This window comes from Oceanobacillus sp. FSL W7-1281, from assembly GCF_037969835.1.
Classification (GTDB): Bacteria; Bacillota; Bacilli; order Bacillales; family Amphibacillaceae; genus Oceanobacillus; species Oceanobacillus oncorhynchi.
The window spans coordinates 4,656,880-4,678,274 of the sequence record NZ_CP150214.1 but is presented as its reverse complement, the minus strand read 5'-3'; the positions used below and the strand labels follow the sequence as shown (position 1 = coordinate 4,678,274).

At 37.6% G+C, this 21,395-nt stretch carries 23 protein-coding genes; 21 read left to right on the top strand and 2 right to left on the bottom strand.

Annotated elements, in window-relative coordinates:
• The first annotated feature begins 436 nt into the window (after window positions 1-436).
• The 21 genes from MKX55_RS22540 (at window position 437) to MKX55_RS22440 (ending at window position 18,861) form a co-directional block, all read left to right on the top strand.
• Window positions 437-970, top strand: a complete 534-nt coding sequence (locus MKX55_RS22540; RefSeq protein ID WP_339181047.1) for a hypothetical protein — start codon at window positions 437-439, stop codon at window positions 968-970.
• Window positions 971-1,036: 66 nt separating this feature from the next.
• Complete coding sequence (locus MKX55_RS22535) at window positions 1,037-1,339, top strand: hypothetical protein (protein WP_339235164.1); 303 nt, start codon at window positions 1,037-1,039, stop codon at window positions 1,337-1,339.
• Between the two features lie 184 nt (window positions 1,340-1,523).
• Window positions 1,524-3,104 carry an IS21 family transposase gene (gene istA, locus MKX55_RS22530; protein WP_339238606.1) on the top strand — a complete coding sequence of 527 codons (1,581 nt, stop codon included), beginning with the start codon at window positions 1,524-1,526 and terminating at the stop codon, window positions 3,102-3,104.
• Window positions 3,101-3,871, top strand: a complete 771-nt coding sequence (gene istB / locus MKX55_RS22525) for an IS21-like element helper ATPase IstB (protein WP_193065035.1) — start codon at window positions 3,101-3,103, stop codon at window positions 3,869-3,871. Before istA ends, istB begins: the two co-directional genes overlap by 4 nt.
• 98 nt (window positions 3,872-3,969) lie before the next feature.
• Complete coding sequence (locus MKX55_RS22520) at window positions 3,970-4,845, top strand: LysR family transcriptional regulator (RefSeq protein ID WP_339235163.1); 876 nt, start codon at window positions 3,970-3,972, stop codon at window positions 4,843-4,845.
• Between the two features lie 112 nt (window positions 4,846-4,957).
• Window positions 4,958-5,326: a CidA/LrgA family protein gene (locus MKX55_RS22515; RefSeq protein WP_339235161.1), complete on the top strand. Its 369-nt coding sequence runs from the start codon at window positions 4,958-4,960 to the stop codon at window positions 5,324-5,326.
• 5 nt (window positions 5,327-5,331) lie between these two features.
• Window positions 5,332-5,997, top strand: a complete 666-nt coding sequence (locus tag MKX55_RS22510; protein WP_339238604.1) for an LrgB family protein — start codon at window positions 5,332-5,334, stop codon at window positions 5,995-5,997.
• A gap of 92 nt (window positions 5,998-6,089) precedes the next feature.
• On the top strand, window positions 6,090-6,464 hold the full coding sequence (locus MKX55_RS22505; RefSeq protein WP_193063704.1) for a DUF956 family protein: 375 nt from the start codon (window positions 6,090-6,092) through the stop codon (window positions 6,462-6,464).
• Between the two features lie 450 nt (window positions 6,465-6,914).
• Window positions 6,915-7,889 carry a mannose/fructose/sorbose PTS transporter subunit IIA gene (locus MKX55_RS22500; protein ID WP_289584534.1) on the top strand — a complete coding sequence of 325 codons (975 nt, stop codon included), beginning with the start codon at window positions 6,915-6,917 and terminating at the stop codon, window positions 7,887-7,889.
• Between the two features lie 36 nt (window positions 7,890-7,925).
• On the top strand, window positions 7,926-8,729 hold the full coding sequence (locus tag MKX55_RS22495) for a PTS mannose/fructose/sorbose transporter subunit IIC (RefSeq protein ID WP_289584533.1): 804 nt from the start codon (window positions 7,926-7,928) through the stop codon (window positions 8,727-8,729).
• An 18-nt stretch (window positions 8,730-8,747) separates the two neighbouring features.
• Window positions 8,748-9,662 carry a PTS system mannose/fructose/sorbose family transporter subunit IID gene (locus tag MKX55_RS22490; protein WP_289584532.1) on the top strand — a complete coding sequence of 305 codons (915 nt, stop codon included), beginning with the start codon at window positions 8,748-8,750 and terminating at the stop codon, window positions 9,660-9,662.
• Window positions 9,663-9,828: 166 nt separating this feature from the next.
• Window positions 9,829-10,845 (top strand): oxidoreductase, encoded by a 1,017-nt coding sequence (locus tag MKX55_RS22485; protein ID WP_339235158.1) that lies wholly within the window; start codon window positions 9,829-9,831, stop codon window positions 10,843-10,845.
• A gap of 550 nt (window positions 10,846-11,395) precedes the next feature.
• On the top strand, window positions 11,396-13,252 hold the full coding sequence (locus MKX55_RS22480; RefSeq protein ID WP_339235156.1) for an HTH domain-containing protein: 1,857 nt from the start codon (window positions 11,396-11,398) through the stop codon (window positions 13,250-13,252).
• On the top strand, window positions 13,230-14,354 hold the full coding sequence (locus tag MKX55_RS22475; protein ID WP_339235153.1) for an amidohydrolase/deacetylase family metallohydrolase: 1,125 nt from the start codon (window positions 13,230-13,232) through the stop codon (window positions 14,352-14,354). Before MKX55_RS22480 ends, MKX55_RS22475 begins: the two co-directional genes overlap by 23 nt.
• 4 nt (window positions 14,355-14,358) lie before the next feature.
• Window positions 14,359-14,688, top strand: a complete 330-nt coding sequence (locus MKX55_RS22470; protein WP_289584528.1) for a PRD domain-containing protein — start codon at window positions 14,359-14,361, stop codon at window positions 14,686-14,688.
• Between the two features lie 21 nt (window positions 14,689-14,709).
• Window positions 14,710-15,066: an SFCGS family glycine-rich protein gene (locus MKX55_RS22465; RefSeq protein ID WP_042528842.1), complete on the top strand. Its 357-nt coding sequence runs from the start codon at window positions 14,710-14,712 to the stop codon at window positions 15,064-15,066.
• Between the two features lie 5 nt (window positions 15,067-15,071).
• The gene (locus MKX55_RS22460) at window positions 15,072-15,425 is read left to right on the top strand and encodes a DUF4312 family protein (protein ID WP_339235151.1); all 354 of its coding nucleotides are present in this window, start codon (window positions 15,072-15,074) and stop codon (window positions 15,423-15,425) included.
• Window positions 15,397-16,176, top strand: a complete 780-nt coding sequence (locus MKX55_RS22455) for a DUF4311 domain-containing protein (RefSeq protein WP_212929293.1) — start codon at window positions 15,397-15,399, stop codon at window positions 16,174-16,176. The genes MKX55_RS22460 and MKX55_RS22455 overlap by 29 nt, the downstream gene beginning before the upstream one ends.
• A gap of 15 nt (window positions 16,177-16,191) precedes the next feature.
• Window positions 16,192-16,851 (top strand): DUF4310 family protein, encoded by a 660-nt coding sequence (locus tag MKX55_RS22450; RefSeq protein WP_339235149.1) that lies wholly within the window; start codon window positions 16,192-16,194, stop codon window positions 16,849-16,851.
• A 148-nt stretch (window positions 16,852-16,999) separates the two neighbouring features.
• A complete protein-coding gene (locus MKX55_RS22445) occupies window positions 17,000-18,109 on the top strand; it encodes a DgaE family pyridoxal phosphate-dependent ammonia lyase (RefSeq protein WP_332094001.1) in 1,110 nt (369 codons plus the stop codon).
• Entirely contained in the window at window positions 18,106-18,861 is a 756-nt protein-coding gene (locus tag MKX55_RS22440; RefSeq protein WP_339235145.1) for a KDGP aldolase family protein, read from the top strand. Before MKX55_RS22445 ends, MKX55_RS22440 begins: the two co-directional genes overlap by 4 nt.
• 186 nt (window positions 18,862-19,047) lie before the next feature.
• On the opposite strand, the gene MKX55_RS22435 is transcribed toward MKX55_RS22440, so the two are convergent.
• The gene (locus MKX55_RS22435; RefSeq protein WP_339235143.1) at window positions 19,048-20,394 is read right to left on the bottom strand and encodes a hypothetical protein; all 1,347 of its coding nucleotides are present in this window, start codon (window positions 20,392-20,394) and stop codon (window positions 19,048-19,050) included.
• Between the two features lie 66 nt (window positions 20,395-20,460).
• The gene (locus tag MKX55_RS22430) at window positions 20,461-21,393 is read right to left on the bottom strand and encodes a nucleoside hydrolase (RefSeq protein ID WP_339235141.1); all 933 of its coding nucleotides are present in this window, start codon (window positions 21,391-21,393) and stop codon (window positions 20,461-20,463) included.
• Window positions 21,394-21,395 lie beyond the last annotated feature (2 nt).

The following is a 21,395-nucleotide window of genomic DNA, read 5'->3' as shown; positions in this document are numbered from 1 at the left end:
CTAGAACATTCTTATCAATATGATAGCCTTGGTTCGAAATATGAAACATTAAAATATATTAGACCCTAAAGAATGCAGTGATTGTCTATCTGCGAACGAGGGTATCTGTAAAAAAGTGTATAAAGCTAAGGTATCATCGATTTAAGAAGGTATACTTTATCGGCACGAAGGTCAAAAGTATAGAAAAATATTTTAAACAACGGACAGTAGTAGAACGTGTCAATATTTATCTGAAAGAGTTTTATCAGCTAAACAATGTTCATTATCATACTGAGAAGCCTGCGAAAGTTCATTTAGGCGTGGTTGCTTTGGTTTATAATTGTTTCCAATTAATTGCGGATTACATTCAAGCTAAGCTTATTCAACAAAAAGCTTTATAATTTTTGTCTTCTTAGAAAATTAGGTTCATTTTGGTATTAAAATAGGAGATGTATTGATGAGAATTTTTGTATGTGAAGAACTAATTCATAATATTAAAGTAAATTTAAATGAAATAAAAAGTATTCAGGCCAATTTAGATCAAGTAAACTATAAGGCATATTATATTTATGCGTTTGCACTATTTGAAAGTTCAATATGTGAAGCTATAAGGCATATATTAGCATCATTCCCTGAAAAGATCCGTAAGAATCAGCAATTAAATAATTTTACAGAATTGGTTTATAATAATTTATACTCTCCTATTTCTATCTTAGCGGAAGTAATTAAAAAAGAGATAGAAAAAATTAATAAAGGTTCTGCTCAATCAATAGTTAATGAAGCAGAGAGAATATGTGATGTTAAATTAACATATGATAAAAATTATTTAAAAGAAATTTCTGATATTAGAAATAAAATAACTGATGAAAATACAACTTCCAAACAAGAGTATTTGTTTGGAAGTTCAAATTTTGTTGCAAAACAAAGATATAGTATGAAAAAACTTAAAGAACTGATCTCTTATTTAATAGTCATTTTAAAGCTTTTCTAATGCTATTAAAAAAAGTATGAAAAATATAGCAGGTATAGATTACTTAAAGAACTTTGGAACACTCTTTTGGAAACACCATTACTAAAATTTGAAGATTGTATTTTAATTAGAGAGAGTGCTGTATTCGAGAAAAAAACGTCAGTAGTTGGATTTAATTTTGAACATATTAAAAAAGTTTCAGCTTCTATTTCATCTAGTGAAAAGTTATATTTATCAATGCTGTTGCAACAGTATAATACAAGTATTAATAGCGATCTTTTTAATTCTAACGATATACCTATGTTGGTTTCAATTGCAAGTAATGAAAAAATACACTTATTTTTGCATGTAATGAGTATATATCCGCATCTATTTAACGGTATGATGTAACTGCTAAACTAAAGTAGACCATTATTGCTTGATAAGAATGAACACTTTTCTTGGGGGATAGGCATGTAACAGGCTGTTGCCCCGTAGGGGCGGCAGCCTGTTACATGCTCGCCGTTCCGTCAGGTACCAACTAATTATTGCAATCTTTCATTTACTGTATAATACATGTTTGTACGATACAGAAATGGGAGGAGTAAGAAAGGTGGAAACATGGAAAGTGTATATGGAAATCTATCAACTAAAACAAGAAGGATTTAAAATACGGAGAATAGCTAGAAAACTAGGTATATCAAGAACAACAGTATATAAATACCTTGAAAAGTCCCCTCAGGAAATGGCGGAGTGGGTAGCTTCCACACAGACAAGAAAGAAGAAATTAGATGCCTACGAATTACTTATTCATACTTGGCTAACAGAACATCCAGATCTTTCTAGTGCTCAAGTTCATGATTGGTTAAAAGAAAGGTTTCCAACTCTATGTGTTGGAGAAAGTACCGTTCGTAGTTATGTCAAAGCACTCCGGGAAAAATATCATATTCCAAAGACAGAAATGAAGCGTGTCTATCAAGCTATTCCAGATCCACCAATGGGGCAGCAAGCCCAAGTAGATTTTGGTCAGACAATACAGAAAACATCCCAGGGAAAGGAGAAGAAATTATATTTTATTAGTTTCGTGCTTTCGCACTCTCGTTATAAATACGTTGCGTGGCTCTCCCGTCCTTTTACAACAAAAGATATGATTCAAGCTCACGAAGATGCTTTTCAGTATTTTGGAGGAATTCCATATGAGTTAGCTTATGATCAAGATTCCCTTATCGTAGTAAGTGAAAATGAAGGTGATCTCATCCTTACCAGTGAATTTCAAGCATACAGGGAAGAAAGAAAATTAAAGCTCTTTGTATGTAGAAAAGCTGATCCAGAAAGTAAAGGGAAGATTGAAAATGTCGTAGGATTTGTGAAGAAGAATTTTGCGAAGAACCGCGTATTTCACCATATAGATAAATGGAATGAATCCTGTTTAGCATGGCTGATTCGAACGGGAAACGGAAAAGTGCATAATACAACAAAAAAAAGACCAGTCGAAGTGTTTGCCCTAGAAAAACAACACTTAAGACCAGTCAACAAAAAAATTTCAATTTCAAATATCGATAATAGTATAACAAGAAATGTTCGTAAGGACAATACTATTATCTATCAATCGAATCGGTATTCGGTACCACTTGGTACATATAAAAAAGATAAAGAAGTTTTTATTGAAATAAGCGATCAAAACGAATTAATAATACGTGAAGAATCGAATGGAGCAATCATTGCCAAACACACATTAAGTATAGAGAAAGGGAAATTGATTCAAGATTCTCAACATACCAGAGACCGTTCTAAAGGAATAGCTGCCTATATAGAAACGGTATCAACGTACTTTGATGATAAGGAAATGGCTTCTGATTTCCTTCAGGAAATTCACCAAAGATATCCTCGTTATATACGAGATCAATTATCTCTTATTTTAAAGGTATCTAAAACAGTAACAAGAGAACGAAGGAACCAAGCTTTAGAAGAATGTGTCACACGCAAAATATATAGTGCAACAGAGTTTAGAGATGTCGTAGAGTTTATCCAAAGACAAACGGATTCTCATCAAAGGCCTCCGCAAATAGAAGCTATCAAAACATTGCATGGTATGGATGATACGCTGCTTCAAATCAAGCCAAAAACAAGAGAATTGGATTCTTATATAGAGTTATTGAAAGGAGCAACGGTATGAGTCATTCAATAGAAGAAATACAACAACAGTTTCGATCGTTGAGACTCACAGAGACGGCAAATTATTTGCCATCTCTGATTCAACAAGCAGAGTCAGAAGATTGGACATATCAAGTACTTTTGAAACAATTGACTGGATATGAATTAAAACGTAGGGATGAAAAATTAATCGAAAAACGATTAAAATGGGCTGCATTCCCTTCCTATAAGACGTTGGACGAGTTTCATTTAGATGAGCAGCAATCACTCAGCAAAAGACAAGTATATCAATTAAAGGAGTTTACCTGGCTAGATCAACTCTATAATTTAATCGTTTTAGGACCGCCAGGTGTAGGTAAAACACATTTAGCTACAGGGCTGGGCATAGAAGCCATACAAAAAGGATATAAAGTCTCTTTTATTTCCATGGGGCAACTGATTCAAACATTAAAAACAGAAGAAGTTACTAGAAAATCACAAACGAGAATGAAACGAATTCGTTCCTCTCATTTAGTGATTATTGATGATTTAATGTTTATGGCAATGGATACACGTGAAGCGAATTTATTTTTCCATCTTATTAATGACCTTTATGATAAGGCTTCAATTATATTAACTTCTAATAAAGGACCAAATGAATGGGGAGAATTACTAGGTGATCCAGGGATTACAACGGCTATCCTAGATAGAATTTTACATCGAGCTGAAGTTATTCATTTTCATGATGATGATAGTTATCGAATGAAACACCGTTCTTCCATTTTTATGGAAGAAAGTGTCCAAATTTAATTAGCAAAAAGTGTTCATTTCTACTTGACGCTCACATATGAATATCGAGTGAGATTTCCAAATATGTAAATCGCTGCTAAAACAAAGAGGTGAACCCCATGGAACTAAAACAACTACTCTATTTCAAAGAAATAGCAAACCAAAAAAGTATCACAAAAGCCGCCGAACAAATCCATATCTCCCAGCCGGCCCTAAGCAAGTCCATTAAATCCCTAGAAGAAGAGCTAGGAACCCCGCTAATCATCCGGACAAACAAAACAATGGACTTAACCGATGCAGGTAAAACGGTATTGGAATACACACAAAAAATAACCAATCTAGTGGATGAAATGAAATTAACAGTAAGTGATTTAACAAATTTATCGGTAGGAGAGCTGAATATCGGTCTTCCACCATTTATCGGGAGTCTATTTTTCCCGGAAGTAATGAAAAATTTTCATCGCAGTTATCCGAATATCAAATTAGATATCACGGAATATGGCGGTGCCAGGGTTGTAAAAAGTGTGGAGGAGGGAGAGTTTGAGCTTGGTGTGGCGGTGCTTCCTTTAGATGAGCGTATTTTTAATGTTTATCCGATTGTGAAAGAGAAAATGAAGCTGATTGTTCAAAAGGAGCATCCGCTGGCTTCTTATTCTAAAGTGAATGTAAAGGATTTAAGGGATGAAGAATTTATTTTTTATCATGAGGATTTTGCTTTAAATCAAATTATCCGGAATCATTTCTTTACGATAGCGGGCTTTGAACCAAAAATTTTATTTAAGAGCATGCAATGGGATTTGATGTCGGAGCTGGTGGCCGCTGATTTAGGAGTAACGATCTTACCGGAGTCGATCTGTAATCGTCTGTTTACGAAGGATATACAAATTATTGATTTGGAACCGACGATTATGTGGAAGCTTGCGGTTATCACGAAAAAAGGGAAATATATTTCCAACGCAGGAAGGAAGTTTATTGATTTTATTTTAACGGATTAATTATAACTTTGATTCATGAAAATGATAATTAATATGTATTTTACGAATGGGGGAGAGGGGCGTAATATAGATAGCAGATGTTTTATATTACGTATAGAAGAAGGGAAAGCCTGTGAAAGTCTTAAAGGTTATTTTACAAATTTGTTTTTTACATGTCTTTCTGCTCTTAGGAGCAGTGTTAAAATATTTCATTCCATTGCCTATTCCAGCCTCTATGTTTGGACTATTCCTCTTGTTTGCGGCATTGTGCTGTGGTGTTATCAAGTTAGAGTGGGTCGACCAAGGTGCGAAATGGTTAATGGCAGAGCTGCTGCTGTTCTTTATTCCTTCTGCTGTGGGAATCATCAATTATGAAGAGATTTTCAGCATACAAGGGTTAGAGATTGTTGGCTTGATTGTTATTAGTACGATAATTGTTATGGGTCTGACTGCTTGGACGGCAGAAAAAGTATCTGCTGTGAAAAAGGGGGAATCGCATTGATTATTGTGCTGTTTACGGTGATAACGTATTTGGCTTATGTCCTTTCTAAAAGAATTTATAAAAAAATGAACCTTGCTCTTTTTCATCCGCTATTGTTAGCGCCAATCCTATTAATTGCGATTATTTCTATCATGCATGTGTCTGCCAATGATTATATGCAGGGCTCCAAATTTTTATCACATATGCTTGCACCGGCGACAGTGGCCTTTGCGGTGCCGATTTATAAGAACCTGCCGATTATAAAGAAATATATGAAAACCATTGTTATCAGTATTACGATGGGGACACTGATGGCCATGATTTCTACGTTTTTGTTATCTAAACTAATTCATCTCAGTGATGATTTTATTGTGTCGATTCTTCCCCGGTCAATCACTACTCCGATTGCCATGGAGGTATCCAAAGAAATTGGCGGCTTGCCGACATTGACGACGGTTTTTGTGATCATCACAGGGATCGTGGGAGGAATCGTAGGTCCCAATGTACTGAAATGGCTGTCTATCAAAACACCAATCGCTAAAGGGTTAGCCTTAGGGATGGGAGCGCATGGTGTCGGTACGAATAAAGCCTTGGAATATGGAAAACAGGAATCTGTCTTTTCCTCCTTAGCAATGATTTTTGCAGCTCTCTTTACACTCGTTTGGGGTTCTTTGTTAACGTCCTTTATTTAAACCTTGAAAGACGGCTCGTCATCCAAACTATTTTTACTTCCCCCTCCAAACCATGTATAATAATTCGTATAAAGAGATGAGGGGGAAATGAAATGGTCCAATCAATCAATACAAAAGTAGATTTAGTTATTGATGGAACCTCACATGTATTAGTTTCAGAATATGGTAAGATTATGATTGGCGATAAAGGATTTGAATTCTACAATAAACGGGATGCCCGTAAGTATATTCAAATTCCTTGGGAGGAAATAGATTATGTGATTGCTTCCGTCATGTTCAAAGGGAAATGGATCCCGCGTTATGCCATTCAAACGAAGAAGAATGGAACATTTTCATTCTCATCGAAAGAGCCTAAAAGGGTGTTTCGGGCAATTCGTGAATATGTTGACCCTGATCGTATGGTTCGATCCCTAGGTGCTTTTGAAGTCATTAAACGCAATTTCAAGCGTAAGAAATCAAAAAGTTAATCGTTTTGAGTCCAGCGTGGATAGAGGTCTCTCGTTTTCCGGGGGATATCGGGACAGGTTAACGAAGAAACAGTTACAGAAATGGCACAAGAAAAAATCCCTCTTGAAAGGGGAAAAACAGGGTGCTATAATAAGTGAAGAAGCTCATTAAAGTAATTGGAAAGCTTTTTATTTAGATAGATGGTTAAAACGCTTTCGAACATAATATAAATTAAATAAACACTGCAATTATATTTTACGTGTTACTGATTCGATCAGGCATGAGTGAAAGGTAGTTATTAAAACGAAGAGGAAGGACATCTCTGTCTTTTTATCTTCATTTAACCTGCTTTTTTCTCATGTCTTTTTTTATTGGTGTTGAAAGCGTTTTACAAAGCTTGCAAACATACTGCTTTAAGAGCTTGCCATATCTATTGAATCCTTAACAATCATAAAAAGGAGGTTAAAAAGATGGTAGGAATTATCATTGCCAGCCATGGTGAATTTGCGACAGGTATCTTGCAGTCTGGAGCGATGATCTTTGGAGAGCAAGAGAATGTCAAGGCTGTTACGTTGATGCCGAGTGAAGGACCGGATGACGTAAGAGCAAAAATGGAAGAGGCCATTGCTTCTTTCGACAATCAGGATGAAGTATTATTCTTAGTCGATCTTTGGGGCGGAACTCCCTTTAATCAGGCAAGCAGCTTGATGGAAGGACATGAAGATACATGGGCTATCGTTGCTGGATTAAACTTAGCAATGGTGATTGAATCGTATGCATCGCGCTTTTCTATGAACACAGCGCATGAAATAGCGGCTCATATTATTGATACGGCGAAGGATGCAGTGAAGGTAAAGCCGGAGGAATTAGAGCCGGAAGAAGCTGCTGAATCTGCTTCTGCATCTTCTGGAGCCAGTGCAGGAGCCCCCGGGTCATTTGACTACGTGTTAGCGCGGATTGACTCTCGTTTACTGCACGGACAGGTGGCAACGTCGTGGACAAGAAGTACATCGCCCACGCGTATCATCGTTGTATCGGACACAGTAGCAAAGGATGAATTGCGTAAAAAATTGATTCAACAGGCTGCACCGTCAGGTATCAAGGCACATACGGTTCCTATTCAGAAAATGGTGGAGCTCGCAAAGGATGATCAGCATTTTGGCGGACAGCGCGCATTGCTTCTTTTCGAAAATCCTCAGGATGTACTGAGAGCTATTGAAGGCGGTGTTCCGCTGGATACGATTAATGTTGGATCGATGTCCCATTCTACTGGGAAAGTGCAGCCCAATAAGGTGCTTGCCTTTGACCAGAATGATATCGATACGTTCAAAAAGCTGAAGGAATTAGGCGTGGATTTTGACGTTCGGAAGGTTCCAGCTGATTCATATGGGAATATGGATGAGATTTTGAGAAGAGCTCAAATCGAATTAGACAGACAGAAATAATCCTAAATTATTAAAGGAAAAGGAGGATTAATCATCATGGATTTAACTATGATTCAAATAATATTAATTATTATTATAGCATTTATAGCTGGTGTTGAAGGTATCCTGGACCAATTCCAGTTTCACCAGCCCATTGTTGCTTGTACGTTAATCGGCCTGGTTAGCGGAGAATTGACCGCTTGTCTTATCTTAGGCGGCTCCCTGCAGTTTATTGCTTTAGGCTGGGCAAATATTGGAGCGGCCGTAGCGCCGGATACAGCTTTGGCCTCTGTTGCTTCAGCCATTATTCTCGTTTTAGGCGGGCAGGGAGTCTCGGGCGTAGATTCTGCGATGGCGATTGCTATTCCATTAGCTGTTGCTGGTCTGTTATTAACAATCATCGTTCGGACGCTTGCCACAGGAATTGTCCATTTAATGGATGCGGCGGCCAAGGAAGGAAATATACGAAAAATAGAGATGTGGCATGTGATTGCTATCTGCATGCAGGGTTTACGTATTGCCATTCCGGCTGCGTTGGTAGTAGCTATTGGTGCAGGACCGGTTAGAGAGATGCTTCAAGCGATGCCTGACTGGTTAACTGAAGGCCTGGCAGTCGGCGGCGGTATGGTCGTAGCGGTTGGTTATGCCATGGTTATCAACATGATGGCAACCAAAGAAGTATGGCCATTTTTTGCCATTGGTTTCGTACTGGCTACGATTCCGGATATTACGCTTGTAGGTTTTGGCGGTATTGGTGTAGCACTTGCACTTATTTATATAGCACTTACGAAACAAGGGGGCTCCGGTGGCGGAGGTGGAAACACTGGTGATCCTTTAGGCGAAATTATTGATGACTATTAAAAAAAGGAGGACATGAAGATGGCACAAGAAGAACTCAAATTATCAAAAAGAAATCGTCTTTCTATTTGGTGGCGCTCGACTTTCCTTCAAGGTTCCTGGAACTATGAACGGATGCAGAATGGCGGCTGGGCATTTTCCATGATTCCCGCAATCAAAAGGTTATATCAGACAAAAGAAGACCGTGCTGCTGCACTGCAGCGTCATTTAGAATTCTTTAATACACACCCATATGTTGCTTCTCCAATTATTGGTGTAACGTTAGCGCTTGAAGAAGAACGCGCAAATGGTGCTCCGGTTGACAATAAAGCGATTCAAGGGGTTAAGGTCGGAATGATGGGGCCTTTAGCAGGTATCGGGGATCCAATTTTTTGGTTCACCCTCAGACCGATTCTCGGCTCATTGGCGGCTTCTCTTGCCGTGACTGGGAACATCCTTGGACCAATCATTTTTTTCGTAGCATGGAACTTGATCCGGATGGGATTCCTATGGTATACACAGGAGCTTGGTTACAAAGCAGGGGAAAAAATTACGGATGACTTATCCGGCGGATTGCTCCAGGATATTACCAAGGGTGCATCGATACTCGGTATGTTTATTCTCGGTGCACTGGTAAACCGTTGGGTAGATATAAGCTTTACCCCGACCGTCGCAGAAGTTCAGCTCGATGAAGGTGCTTATATTGAATGGGATAACTTGCCTGGAGGAGCGGAAGGGATTCAGTCCGCATTGTTACAACAGGAAGAGGGCAGGTCATTGACCCAAACAGATGTCACGACGCTGCAGGATAACTTAGACAGTTTGATTCCTGGTCTTGCCGGGCTGCTGCTGACACTCTTTTGTATGTGGCTGCTCCGGAAGAAAGTGTCACCAATTACAATGATTCTTGGATTGTTTGTAGTCGGTGTGGTATTCCATGCAATTAATCTGATGTAATAAATCTTTTTTAGATGATTTTTGGCGATTAGATGTGTTAATACAAAGGTGCCTCCTGGTATGATAAAACTATCAATTGAAGGAGGTACTTTTTTATTTACATGCGCAACCAGAAGAAGACGTTAACGACGTATATATAAAGACAAATCTATTTTAGGAGGCCGCTATGCTTACTATTGGCTATATTGGAAACGGGAAAAGCACGAACAGGTATCATCTGCCGTTCGTAATGCAAAGAGAACATATCAAGGTGAAAACCATTTACCGGAGAACCCCTGCGAACGATAGCTGGGATAAACATGCAGGAGTGCATTATACTTCGGATTTAGAGGAATTATTACGTGATGAGGACATTCAGCTCATTGTGATTTGTACAAAACATGACAGCCATTACGAATACGCAAAACAAGTATTGGAGCATAATAAGCACTGTTTAGTCGAAAAGCCTTTCATGGAAACCTCGGAGCAGGCAAAAGAAATTTTTGCATTGGCAAAGGAAAAAGGATTGATTGTCCAAGCCTATCAAAACAGACGATTTGATAGTGATTTTTTAACTGTTCAAAAAGTAATAGAAGAAGGAAAGCTCGGGGACTTGCTGGAAGTGGAGATGCATTATGACTATTATCGTCCCGAGGTGCCGGAGTCTGCCGAGACATTTGACCCTAATGCGTCATTTCTATATGGACATGGCTGCCATACCCTGGATCAGGTCATCAGCTATTTTGGAAAACCGGATAATATCCATTACGATGTGAAGCAATTATTAGGACAGGGAAGAATGAATGACTACTTTGATTTAGATTTATATTATGGCGGGTTAAAAGTATCGGTGAAATCCAGCTATTTCAGAGTGAAAGAAAGACCCAGCTTTGTGGTGCATGGTAAAAAAGGATGCTTTATCAAAGAAACAAAAGATCGTCAGGAAGAGCATCTCAAGTTATTCTATATGCCGGATAACGAGGACTTTGGCATCGATACACTGCGTCATTATGGCGTACTGACTTATGTGGATGAAGAAGGAACGGTACATGAGGAAACAGTGAAATCGGTAGATGGCGATTATGGACGTGTATATGACGATTTATATGAAGCGGTTATCAATGGGAAAGATAAAACGATTACGGATGAGCAGACGCTGCTGCAGATGGAAATGTTGGAAACGGGGATTCAACATTTAAGGTAGCTGATGCTTTTGCATAAGTGCATAGAACTTGGATGAACAAGCTGTCTTGTTTATCCAAGTTTTTTTGGTGTGGAGAGCAAATAGCAGTATTTTGTCTATACTAACCCCCAATAGTAATTGTTCCTCCTTTTGATTTACTCCATTAGTATTACCCTCTCTTCTGAATCATGTCTAAAAGATACCTTTGCTTTGTGAATAATTTGTATCAAATTTCACTACATCACTTATATACTACACTATTTTTATAAAATAATAATGATGCTTCTCTTATCTGTATTAGTACGACAAACATGACTATCAAGGAAGTGAATATTCTCTCAGAACGGGTTGGCCAGCAGCAAAGATTAACTGAAGATAGATGGCGGCCATTAAAAGAAGAAAGATTGGAGGTAAGTATTTGAACGAAGGATAGGAAAAAATGTCGAAGCTTTTGAGTTAATAGGTTTTGTATAGTTATAATTTTTTGCACTGCTACAGGGAACCAAGTTTGTCTGTATGGCATAGATTTATAAATCTATAATGAAAGCAGGGATGGAAAAGGGTGATAAGCATGTTAACAAATAGACAAAAAGAAATTGCATCTATGTTGTTGAATTGTGAAAAGCCGTTACTTTATCGAGAATTAGCTGATAAGTGTTCTGTATCACTTAGAACCATTAAATCAGATATGAAGGAAGTAAAGTATTGGTTTAAAAAGCACCAAGTAGATTTACAGTCACAACCGGTTAAAGGCCTTTGGATTACCAATTTAAATGAAAAAGAGAAAATGAAAATCTATCACAAACTCTTATTAGAGACAGTAGATGAAGAAATTTGGGGCGAAGAGGGACGCATACGCCGTATTGTCCTATTGCTAAGTTTACATCCCAGCAAGTATATTACGGCGGAATTCTTAGCTGATCAGTTACTTGTAAGCAAGCAAACGATTTATAAGGATATGAAAAAAGTTGAAAAACACTTGGCTGAGAATAATATAACGTTAAAGGTATTTCCAAGAAAAGGATATACTATTGCAGGAGAAGAAGTAGATATACGGCAGCACGCGGAATATTTACTAACATACAAAATTGTCATTGAGGAATCGTATAGACCAGAAATATATTTGAAATTTAAAGAAGAACTCACTTCCTTTTCACCAGATATGAAAAAGGTGGTTCTACTAATAGATGAAATACTGATGAAATCTATTAAACAATCATTGGTTGAATACCATCCTGCCTCTGTTAAGATTTTCACCCTATTTACAAGGTTAGTGATTTCGGTTTGCCGAGTAACGAAAGAAAATGCTATTCAATTAGGAAGAAATAATGATGAGATAGATATGTCCATGTCAACATTCGCAATGTTCGTCTATGCTGTTGCAAATGATGTTTTTGAACATTTCAGTCTAGAGATAACAAATGATGAATTCATTTATATTTACAGAAATGCCTTATTAAATAATCACAACGAAGACCTGATCGAAATGACGAATAATATTATTCATTATGTGAGCAGAAGACTTTCCATTCCTTTTTATAACGATAGTACGTTACAAACAAACTTATTGTCTCATTTCTCTAATAAATTCACTGAAGAAAATGCCATTTTATTAGAGAATAATCCATTTATGGAAGATCTTAAAACAAAGCATGATTATCTTTATCATCCTGTTAAAAAAGCATGTGAAAAGTATATTGAATCACATAATTTTACGTCTGAAATGATCAGTTCATTTGTTACATTGCATTTTCTTGTATCGATGGAAACGACTTTTGAAAACAAGAAACCTTTAAAAGCACTCTATGTTTGTGCGAGCGGCAGAGGAGTGGCACGTGTTATAAAAAATCGTGTGGAAAAAGAAGTGCCGCGGATTAGAATCATTCAATATTGTGGCTTAGATGATTTAGACGAGATTATGGAAAAGGATACGTTTGACATCATCATTAGTGTATTTCCAATTGAAACCGCTATACCAACGATATGGGTAGACCCGGTACCGAGCGAAAGTAATATTAAAGAGTTAAAGAGCAAAGTAAGTGAATTAACTGGTGATAACCAAGTAATTGCACAGCAGATAATCAACAAAGACGAAAGCAATATCGATGATCCAGAAGAATACTCCAGAGCAGTTATATTAGAAGCGATGGAATTATATTTGGGAATTAAACAAGCTTTTAAAGGCAGAATCAAGCATAAAATGGAGGACGCTTTTCTAATGCATGTTTTTCTCATGGTTCATCGTATTAAATTCAGAATGGAATATGATCACCTTGTAAATACATCTTTTATAGAGACAGAAGATTATCGGAAAGTAGATGAAGTTTTTAAAAAACAAGGGCTGCTGGCCAATGCAGATGAGAAAAAAGCGATCTTATTCTATATTGAAAAGGAGGAAGCAAGCTGTGGGAAAGGTTACCATTATTAAAAATGGAATTGTATTTAACGCTGTTAATAAAGCGTTTACTAAAAAAGATATCTATGTGAAAGATGATGAAATAATAGCTGAAGAAGATATTGAGGAAACGGATTTGCTGACAGAATGGGATGCAAAGGGAAGCTATGTTGCCCCGGGGTTTATAGATATGCATGTACACGTATTTGAAAATTTTGCTCAAATTGGGATAAATGCTGACAAAATCGGTATTAATCAGGGTGTTACAACAGTTGTTGATGCAGGAAGTACAGGGTATAAAGATTATGCTCAATTTAAGGATAAAATTATCAATCAACATACGACAGAAATATTATCGTTATTAAATGTATCCGCCACGGGCTTAGTAGAGGGATTGGATGAATTGTCTGCTCCTGAAAAATTAATGAGTGAACGTGTATGGGAAACGATAAAAGCTTCAGAACCGGCTATTGTTGGCTTAAAAGCCAGAATGAGTCAATCTGTTGTCGGAAATCAGGGTATTCGCCCTTTGGAACATGCCCGCAAATTAGCTGATCAGACGGATACGCCCATCATGGTGCATATTGGCTCACCTCCTCCGCCATTAAATGAAATTCTTCCTTTATTAAAAGATGGCGATATTGTAACGCATGCTTTTCATGGCAAAAAAGGCGGGATTCTTGATGAAGATGGAGCTTTAATACCTGAAGCACATGAGGCGCTAGAGCGGGGAGTTAAATTTGACGTTGGTCATGGAACATCAAGCTTTTCATATCAAACAATTAAACGATTTAAAGAGAATTACAGTTATCCATTTACGATCAGTACAGATGTTTATGAAAAAAATTTTGAACAGCCAGTTGGCAGTTTAATGGATACCATATCGAAATTATTAGCAGTAGGATATGACTTAGAAGATTTAATCGAATCCGTTACAATTCTTCCGGCTAAAACGCTGTCTTTAATGAATTATGGATCATTGGAACCTGGAAAGAAAGCAGATATTACGATGTTTCATATTGAGAAAAAGAATAGAGAATTAATCGATTCTCATGGTGAAGTGATGAAAGTAAATCAACGTTTAATTCCACAAACAACATGGAAAAACGGAAAGATTGTATATCAAAGGGGTTAAGAATGTGGAAAAAAAAGATTTAACTAACTATTTCATGAATAGTCAAGATCCAGATGTTTGTGAAAGTATTTACAATGATGCAGTGAACTATATAGATAGTAATGGATATGAAATAAAGGATGACCAAAGAGAAGCCTTGTTAAATCACATATCTGAAATGGTAAAAAGAAATCAAAGAAAAGAAGTAATGCAAGTGGAAGATAAAAAATTATTTGAGGAAGTTTCGCAAGAGTCCATCAAACAAGCCAGAGAATTAGTAAAACAATTAGAACATATTTCAGATGATGAAACGTATTTATTATCGATTCATTTTGAAGTAGTTAAATATAATTAATCAAAATAAGGAGTGAGTTAAATGGTAAAAGTAGTTATTGCAGATAGACTTGGAAAAGGACAAAACGTGGGAAAAGGTGTAGAGATTGCTGGAGGAGAAGCTATTGTGGTCCCGGGTATTGGAGCGGACATGAAGCTCGGCGATGAAATGAATAAAGTAGATGCGGACTTGGGAATTTCATTTTGCGGCAGTGGTGGAGCAGGAGCAATTACAGCACAAACGAAATATGGATATAAAGCAAGACACGGCATGCGTTCTATTGAAGAAGGAGTAACTGCCATTCGTGAAGGCTATAAAGTATTAGGGTTTGGGTTCATGGATGTAGAAGACTTAGGAAAACGTATCGTGGAAGAATACAAGAAAATACAAGGGGAATGAATCACATGATTGAAAACCAACATGTAACAATAACCGTTTCTGGCAAGGGAAGTACACAAGATGAGGCAGTTAGTCGTGCTTTAAGTAAAATTCAGAAACAGATATTTTCTGAGATCAATCAGCTTGTTATACGTGCCGAACCAGAAAACATAGAAGAAGTGGAGGCAACCATGGAAGAATATACAGAACGTTTTTTCTTCCTCTTTATGCCGCGTAAAAAATTGAATTGTCATGTGACGTTAAAAGTAGATGTAAACTTAAAAACAATCGATTCTGCCAAATTCAATTGGCAGAAAAAAGGTAGTCACCATCCATTAAGGAGGGGTATACGTGGGCGGAATCGTAGTTATTCTAATTAAATCATTAATTATTGGAGCAATCGTCGGTTTTGGAGTAGGGGCTGGAGCAGCAAGGATGTTCCATGCACCGAAGTCTCAATCAATGGGAGCATTCAGAACGATTGGCGAGATGAATGCCTGTGCAGGTGACCGTGCATCCCATTTCTCATTTGGATTGGGATTCTTCTTTAACGCTTGGGCATCAGCTGTTGGAGCTGGCGCACTTACGCAGGACGTGGATCACAGAATTATTCCCAATTGGTCTGTCGCTGTGCTTTTAAGAAAAGGAAAAACAATAGAAGAGACCATGCATAACCCTTTCAAAATGAGTATAGCAGGTGCGATTGTGGGTGCAATAGTTGTTGCTTTTTTAAGTACGACAACAGCATCTATTCCGGAGGGACTTAGAAATGTTGCGCTGGAAGTATTAGCTCCAGCTGCGGATTGGCTTATTAATATGGCTATGCCGGTTATATTTTGGTTAGCTGCATTAGATGCCGGTAAACGTTCTGGGTTTTGGGGAACGATATTTGGCGGACTAGCTCATATTATTATGGGTAATGCTGTTCCAGGTGTTGTACTAGGTATATTGGTAGGTAAGGGTGTGGATGATTCTGGATGGAATAACATCACGAAAATATTAATGACGGCTATTATTGTGCTGTTCATCTTAAGCGCCTTCTTTAGGGGAATTGATATAGAGCTGATAGAAAGTCTCAACCTTACTGTACCAAATTGGTTACAAGGACTTCATAATTTAATAAACCCTTAGTGAGGAGGAAATAAAATGACTGATGGTCAACTAAGTGATGCGATGTATAAAAAGAGTTTTTGGTTTGCAGATTGGTCGTTCCCAATTTTTGTAGCACTTCTGTCATCTGGTATTTTTGCAGGTACGCATATGTATTACGTTTATAAAGTAGGCGCCTTTAATGAAGTAGCCATTGTAGCTTTATTAGAAGCAGGTATACAAGGCTCTGGCTATGGTGCAGCTGCGGCATTTGGAGCCAGCTTCTTATTTGCACGTATACTTGAAGGCGGTTTAGTAGGAGTACTTGATATAGGTGGTTCGATACTTACTGGGGTAGGTATCGGAATACCAGCATTGCTGTTAGGTGCAGGAATTGTTTTGCCATTAGAAAACTTTTTTGTTTCTTTAATAACGGGCTTATTAATAGGTGTGGTAATCGGCTATGTTGTTATTGGCATTAAAAAATTTACGGTCGGAAAGGCTAATTCTACATTTGGCAGTGATGTGATGATGGGTGCAGGTAACTCGTCTGGTAGATTTTTAGGACCGCTAATTATTATTTCTGCTGCAACAGCATCCATCCCTGTAGGTTTAGGTTCTTTACTTGGAGGAGCATTCTTTTATTTGTGGAATAAACCTGTTGCGGGCGGAGCAATCTTAGGTGCTATAGCGATAGGAGCATTTTTCCCAATTTAAAATGAATAGCAGCAAAGTATTCCGGTAAATGTTCTATTTTATCGCAACCCCAATCAGTGGGGGATGAAAAGAAAATCCCCACTGATTGAAGTTTCACTTTATAGAAACCATGTTAGATATGTAATCATAACTGAAAGGTTGATTAATTATGGATAATTCACTACATGACAGATATGGGTTAAAGCGTGTCATAAATGCAAGTGGCAGAATGAGTATTCTTGGCGTCTCTGCACCATCTGATACAGTGATGGATGCAATGAAAACAGGCGGGCAAAATTATGTAGAAATTGCTGATTTAGTGGATAAGTCAGGTAAATATATTGCGGATATGCTAGATACGGAAGCTGCTCTTATTGTAAATTCAGCATCAAGTGGAATTGTTTTATCTGTCGCTGGATTGGTTACAAAAGGTAATAGAAGGTTGAGTGAAAAGATACATCAAGAAAAAATCACGAAAAATGAGATTATTATGTTGAAAGGGCATAATGTTCATTACGGTGCTCCAATTGAATCAATGATCTATCTTGGCGGCGGCCAGCTAGTGGAAGCAGGATATGCAAATGAAGGAAAACAAGAACATATCTCTGATGCCGTCTGCGAAAATACAGCGGCTATTTTGTATGTGAAATCTCATCATGCCGTACAAAAGAATATGATTTCTGTTGAAGAAGCTGCAGAGGTTGCTAAAGAAAAGAATATCCCGTTTATTGTTGACGCAGCAGCGGAAGAAGATTTGAAAAAATATGTGAAAATTGCTGACCTGGCAATTTACAGCGGATCTAAAGCTATTGAAGGGCCAACAACGGGTATTGTGGCAGGGAAAAAAGATTATGTAGAGTGGGTCAAAACACAGCTTCATTATATTGGAAGAAGTATGAAGGTAGGAAAGGAATCTACATTTGGCTTACTGCAGGCGTTGGATGAGTATTTTGTGAAAACAGATAATAGTGAAGCTGAAAAGGCGAGTTTAGAAGTACTGCAATCATTAAATACAATGGAAGGTGTCACCGCAACGATCGTTCAGGACGAAGCAGGACGCTCTATCTTCAGAGCACGAATCACCATTGATGAAGCTGTTACAGCTATATCAGCCAAGGAAGTAACGAATCAACTAAAACATGGCGAAATTGCTATTTATACTCGTGATTATGGTGTGAGACAAGGATTCTTTGATATTGATCCACGACCGTTACAAGAAAATGATAGTCAAGTTATATATAGTAGAATCGTTGACATTCTAGGAGGAAAAGAAGTATGAAGAAGATAGATAAATTTTTTTATAAGGACCGTGTTGCTTTGAACGTTCTGGCGAACAGTATTGAAAATGCAAAGGAAGTATATAAAGCTGGAGAGGGAAAGGTACTAATCGGCGTACTATCGAAGAATTATGATACGGTGGAAGAAGCAGTAACCGCAATGGAAAAATATGATGAAGCAATCCATGGGGCTGTATCCATTGGTTTAGGTGCAGGTGATAACAGACAGGCTGCAGTGGTTGAAAATATTGTGAAATCATATGAAGGAAGTCATATTAACCAAGTGTTCCCATCTGTCGGTGCAACCAGAGCTAATCTAGGAGAGAAAGAGAGCTGGATCAATGCTTTGGTATCTCCATCAGGAAAAGTTGGTTATGTAACTATTTCAACTGGCCCGTTAAGTTCCAATGTCGGAGAACAAGCTGTTGTTCCAATAGAATCAGCTATAGCGTTAGTGAAAGATATGGGAGGAAATGCACTAAAATTTTTCCCGATGAAGGGTCTTGCACACGAAGAAGAATTCCGAGCTGTTGCGAAGGCTTGTGCAGAAGCAGATTTCGCTTTAGAGCCGACAGGCGGCATCGATTTAACTAACTTTGAAGAGATTTTGTCGATTGCTCTGGAAGCTGGCGTACCAAAAGTCATTCCGCATGTTTATTCTTCTATTATTGATAAGGAAACTGGGAAAACAAAGGTAGAAGATGTGAAAGAGCTATTGGATATTACGAAACAGCTAGTAAGTAATAATGAATAGAGAAATATTACTTTAGATTATGGAAAACATTTAAGTATCTACTGTAGCCTGGTGCCTTTCATGGTCCCAGGCTATTCCTTTAGAAGCCCCAATCCGTATGTATGGTTTGTTACCCTGCTCTAATATTTAAAAGAGATTCATAAGCAAAATGCGAGAGTGCTTATCACAAATAAAATGGTTGTTCCGCTATAATACAATCATTGCCACTGCTATCCCTACAACACTCATCAAGATAGAGAACGGAAAATTGATTTTTGTAATATAAAAAGGTGACACACCAATGGTTTGGGAAGTAAGTGTAGCGTTAATGCCATACGGTGCAGATGCCGATGTTGCCAGCGCAGACATGATAAGAACGATTCCTATACTCATAGGATTGATAATATGGAACAATGGATTTAATACTTCTATCAAAATAGCAATCGTTGCAACGGGATGTACTCCGATGAGACCCATCACAAAATAGATAAATGTAATAAAAATAAAAATTAATAGCGCATATTCGGATACTTGCCCCAACAATTTCTGTAAGATATGAGGAATCGCTGTTTGTTTAAATCCTTCTGAGAATAATGCCAGAGAAAGGAACAACACGACAAAATTTTGCATGTTATTATTATAATTCTTCCAGCTTTTCCACCCATAGGTTAAAAATGTAGAGGCACGCCGCGTGAATACAGCCCAGATAAAAGTAAATGGAAAAATAACTAAAGAAACCGTCAGGATAAAATTCAAGGCGAATAAATGATTACTTATAAGGATGATGCTGAAAAATGTAAATAAAACAAAGAATAATTTTAGTAAGGCTTTCATTAATTCTTTATGATTTATATTTGCAGAAAGATTGATTTCCATTTCGGCAAATCTCTTCTTATTTAAGGATACATCAATGGTGATTAGCAGGAATGAACACAATAAAAGCCAAGGCAAGTAGGAGAAGAAGCTGATATTTGTAGCGTCGACGGTAATACCTACAATAATTTCCATCGGACTCCAGATAACAGCCAGAGAAAAAGCTTTTAGTGTTGTCCTGATAATAAAATCATTCCTAATCGATTCATCAATGCCTTTTAATTTATCGATGAGAACCTGCTGGACTAAATAGATAGCGGAGATATTAATAAAGATGAGCAAACTATATGTCGCAGCTAGTCCTTTCCCATACATATCCGCTAGTTGATTGTTCTTAGGGTTGATCATATCTTTCAAGATTTGATCATATTCGCCGATACTAAAAGCACTTGCCATCCAAGGGAGCATGCTTAAAAATACAAGCATGGGAAAATTATTCGTGAATTGTTGTGGAATCAGATACCATGAGACGCCAGAGGTAAGGCTCATGAAAATACCAGTTAATATAAACATCGTGCTCATCCATTTAAATAAATTGGCTGCCCGGCGCCAGGAAAGCAAAAATACACCCAGTGTGCCCCAGCTCACGATGAGATGAATCATAGAGGACTGGAAAAATAAATTAAGAATATATAATAAAAATAGTATCCCATAACATAAATAAAAAGGTAGATACTTCACGACTTTGTCCTCCTACTCAAAAATATAGGAGGTTAAGCAATATACTTAACCTCCGGCTGTATCTGATTATGCTTGTTTCAAGATGTTGATAAAATCTTGAATAAATCTTTCTGCATCCACATTTACGCATATGTTTACATTGGGCTCTTTTTCCCACAGGTTTCTAAAATCACAAATCGTTTGTCCATACCCAAGTGAACTTAAGGTTTCTACATCTACAAAGTATTTTTCCGTTTCGATATAGGAACGGTCAAGGAAATAGCCGATAGTTAATGGATCATGTAACGCACAACCATTTGTTCCATAACGCTTCTTGCTGAAACTTCGAAATACTTCTGTGCTGTTTAATACAAAATCATAATATTTGGTTCCCTTTAATTCTTCAATATGTTCTAGCTTCATGTAGGTCTGTAATGTCACATCAAGGCTGACCAAGGTTACTTCCAATCCTGAATGAAATACAATGGCCGCTGCTTCTGCATCTGCATAAATATTGAATTCAGAGTTAGGCAAGGAGTTTCCTTTACCAGCTTTTGATACCAGTCCGCCCATCACAATCACTTCTTTAATCCAACCAGCGATTTTCGGCTCTTTTCTCAAAGCAAGTGCCAGGTTAGTCAGTGGACCAACCATAATCAGCGTGAGTTCTCCTTTATACTTCTTAGCCTGTTCCACAATAAAATCTGGCGCAAATTGTTCCTCTTTTGCATGCTCTATTTCCATATCATCTAATGCATTTCCAATGCCATCGCTGCCATGAACTCGATATTCATATTCTGCTTCACGAAGTAGAGGCCTGTCTGCGCCGGGATAAACGTTGATATCCTCTCGGCCAATCAGTTTCAACACTTTTCGGGTATTTTTTTCTGTCATATCTAAAGGAACATTGCCGCTGACTGTGGTGATTCCCAGGAAGTCAATTTTTTTACTTTCTATTCCATAAATAATTGCCAGTGCATCATCTACACCTGTATCAACATCCAGTATTACTTTATTCATTC

Coding starts and splice junctions, on each gene's coding strand:
- MKX55_RS22540 (WP_339181047.1), top strand. CDS start 437: ATGAGAATTTTTGTATGTGAAGAACTAATTCATAATATTAAAGTAAAT.
- istA (WP_339238606.1), top strand. CDS start 1,524: ATGGGAGGAGTAAGAAAGGTGGAAACATGGAAAGTGTATATGGAAATC.
- istB (WP_193065035.1), top strand. CDS start 3,101: ATGAGTCATTCAATAGAAGAAATACAACAACAGTTTCGATCGTTGAGA.
- MKX55_RS22520 (WP_339235163.1), top strand. CDS start 3,970: ATGGAACTAAAACAACTACTCTATTTCAAAGAAATAGCAAACCAAAAA.
- MKX55_RS22505 (WP_193063704.1), top strand. CDS start 6,090: ATGGTCCAATCAATCAATACAAAAGTAGATTTAGTTATTGATGGAACC.
- MKX55_RS22500 (WP_289584534.1), top strand. CDS start 6,915: ATGGTAGGAATTATCATTGCCAGCCATGGTGAATTTGCGACAGGTATC.
- MKX55_RS22495 (WP_289584533.1), top strand. CDS start 7,926: ATGGATTTAACTATGATTCAAATAATATTAATTATTATTATAGCATTT.
- MKX55_RS22490 (WP_289584532.1), top strand. CDS start 8,748: ATGGCACAAGAAGAACTCAAATTATCAAAAAGAAATCGTCTTTCTATT.
- MKX55_RS22485 (WP_339235158.1), top strand. CDS start 9,829: ATGCTTACTATTGGCTATATTGGAAACGGGAAAAGCACGAACAGGTAT.
- MKX55_RS22480 (WP_339235156.1), top strand. CDS start 11,396: ATGTTAACAAATAGACAAAAAGAAATTGCATCTATGTTGTTGAATTGT.
- MKX55_RS22465 (WP_042528842.1), top strand. CDS start 14,710: ATGGTAAAAGTAGTTATTGCAGATAGACTTGGAAAAGGACAAAACGTG.
- MKX55_RS22460 (WP_339235151.1), top strand. CDS start 15,072: ATGATTGAAAACCAACATGTAACAATAACCGTTTCTGGCAAGGGAAGT.
- MKX55_RS22450 (WP_339235149.1), top strand. CDS start 16,192: ATGACTGATGGTCAACTAAGTGATGCGATGTATAAAAAGAGTTTTTGG.
- MKX55_RS22445 (WP_332094001.1), top strand. CDS start 17,000: ATGGATAATTCACTACATGACAGATATGGGTTAAAGCGTGTCATAAAT.
- MKX55_RS22440 (WP_339235145.1), top strand. CDS start 18,106: ATGAAGAAGATAGATAAATTTTTTTATAAGGACCGTGTTGCTTTGAAC.
- MKX55_RS22430 (WP_339235141.1), bottom strand. CDS start 21,393: ATGAATAAAGTAATACTGGATGTTGATACAGGTGTAGATGATGCACTG.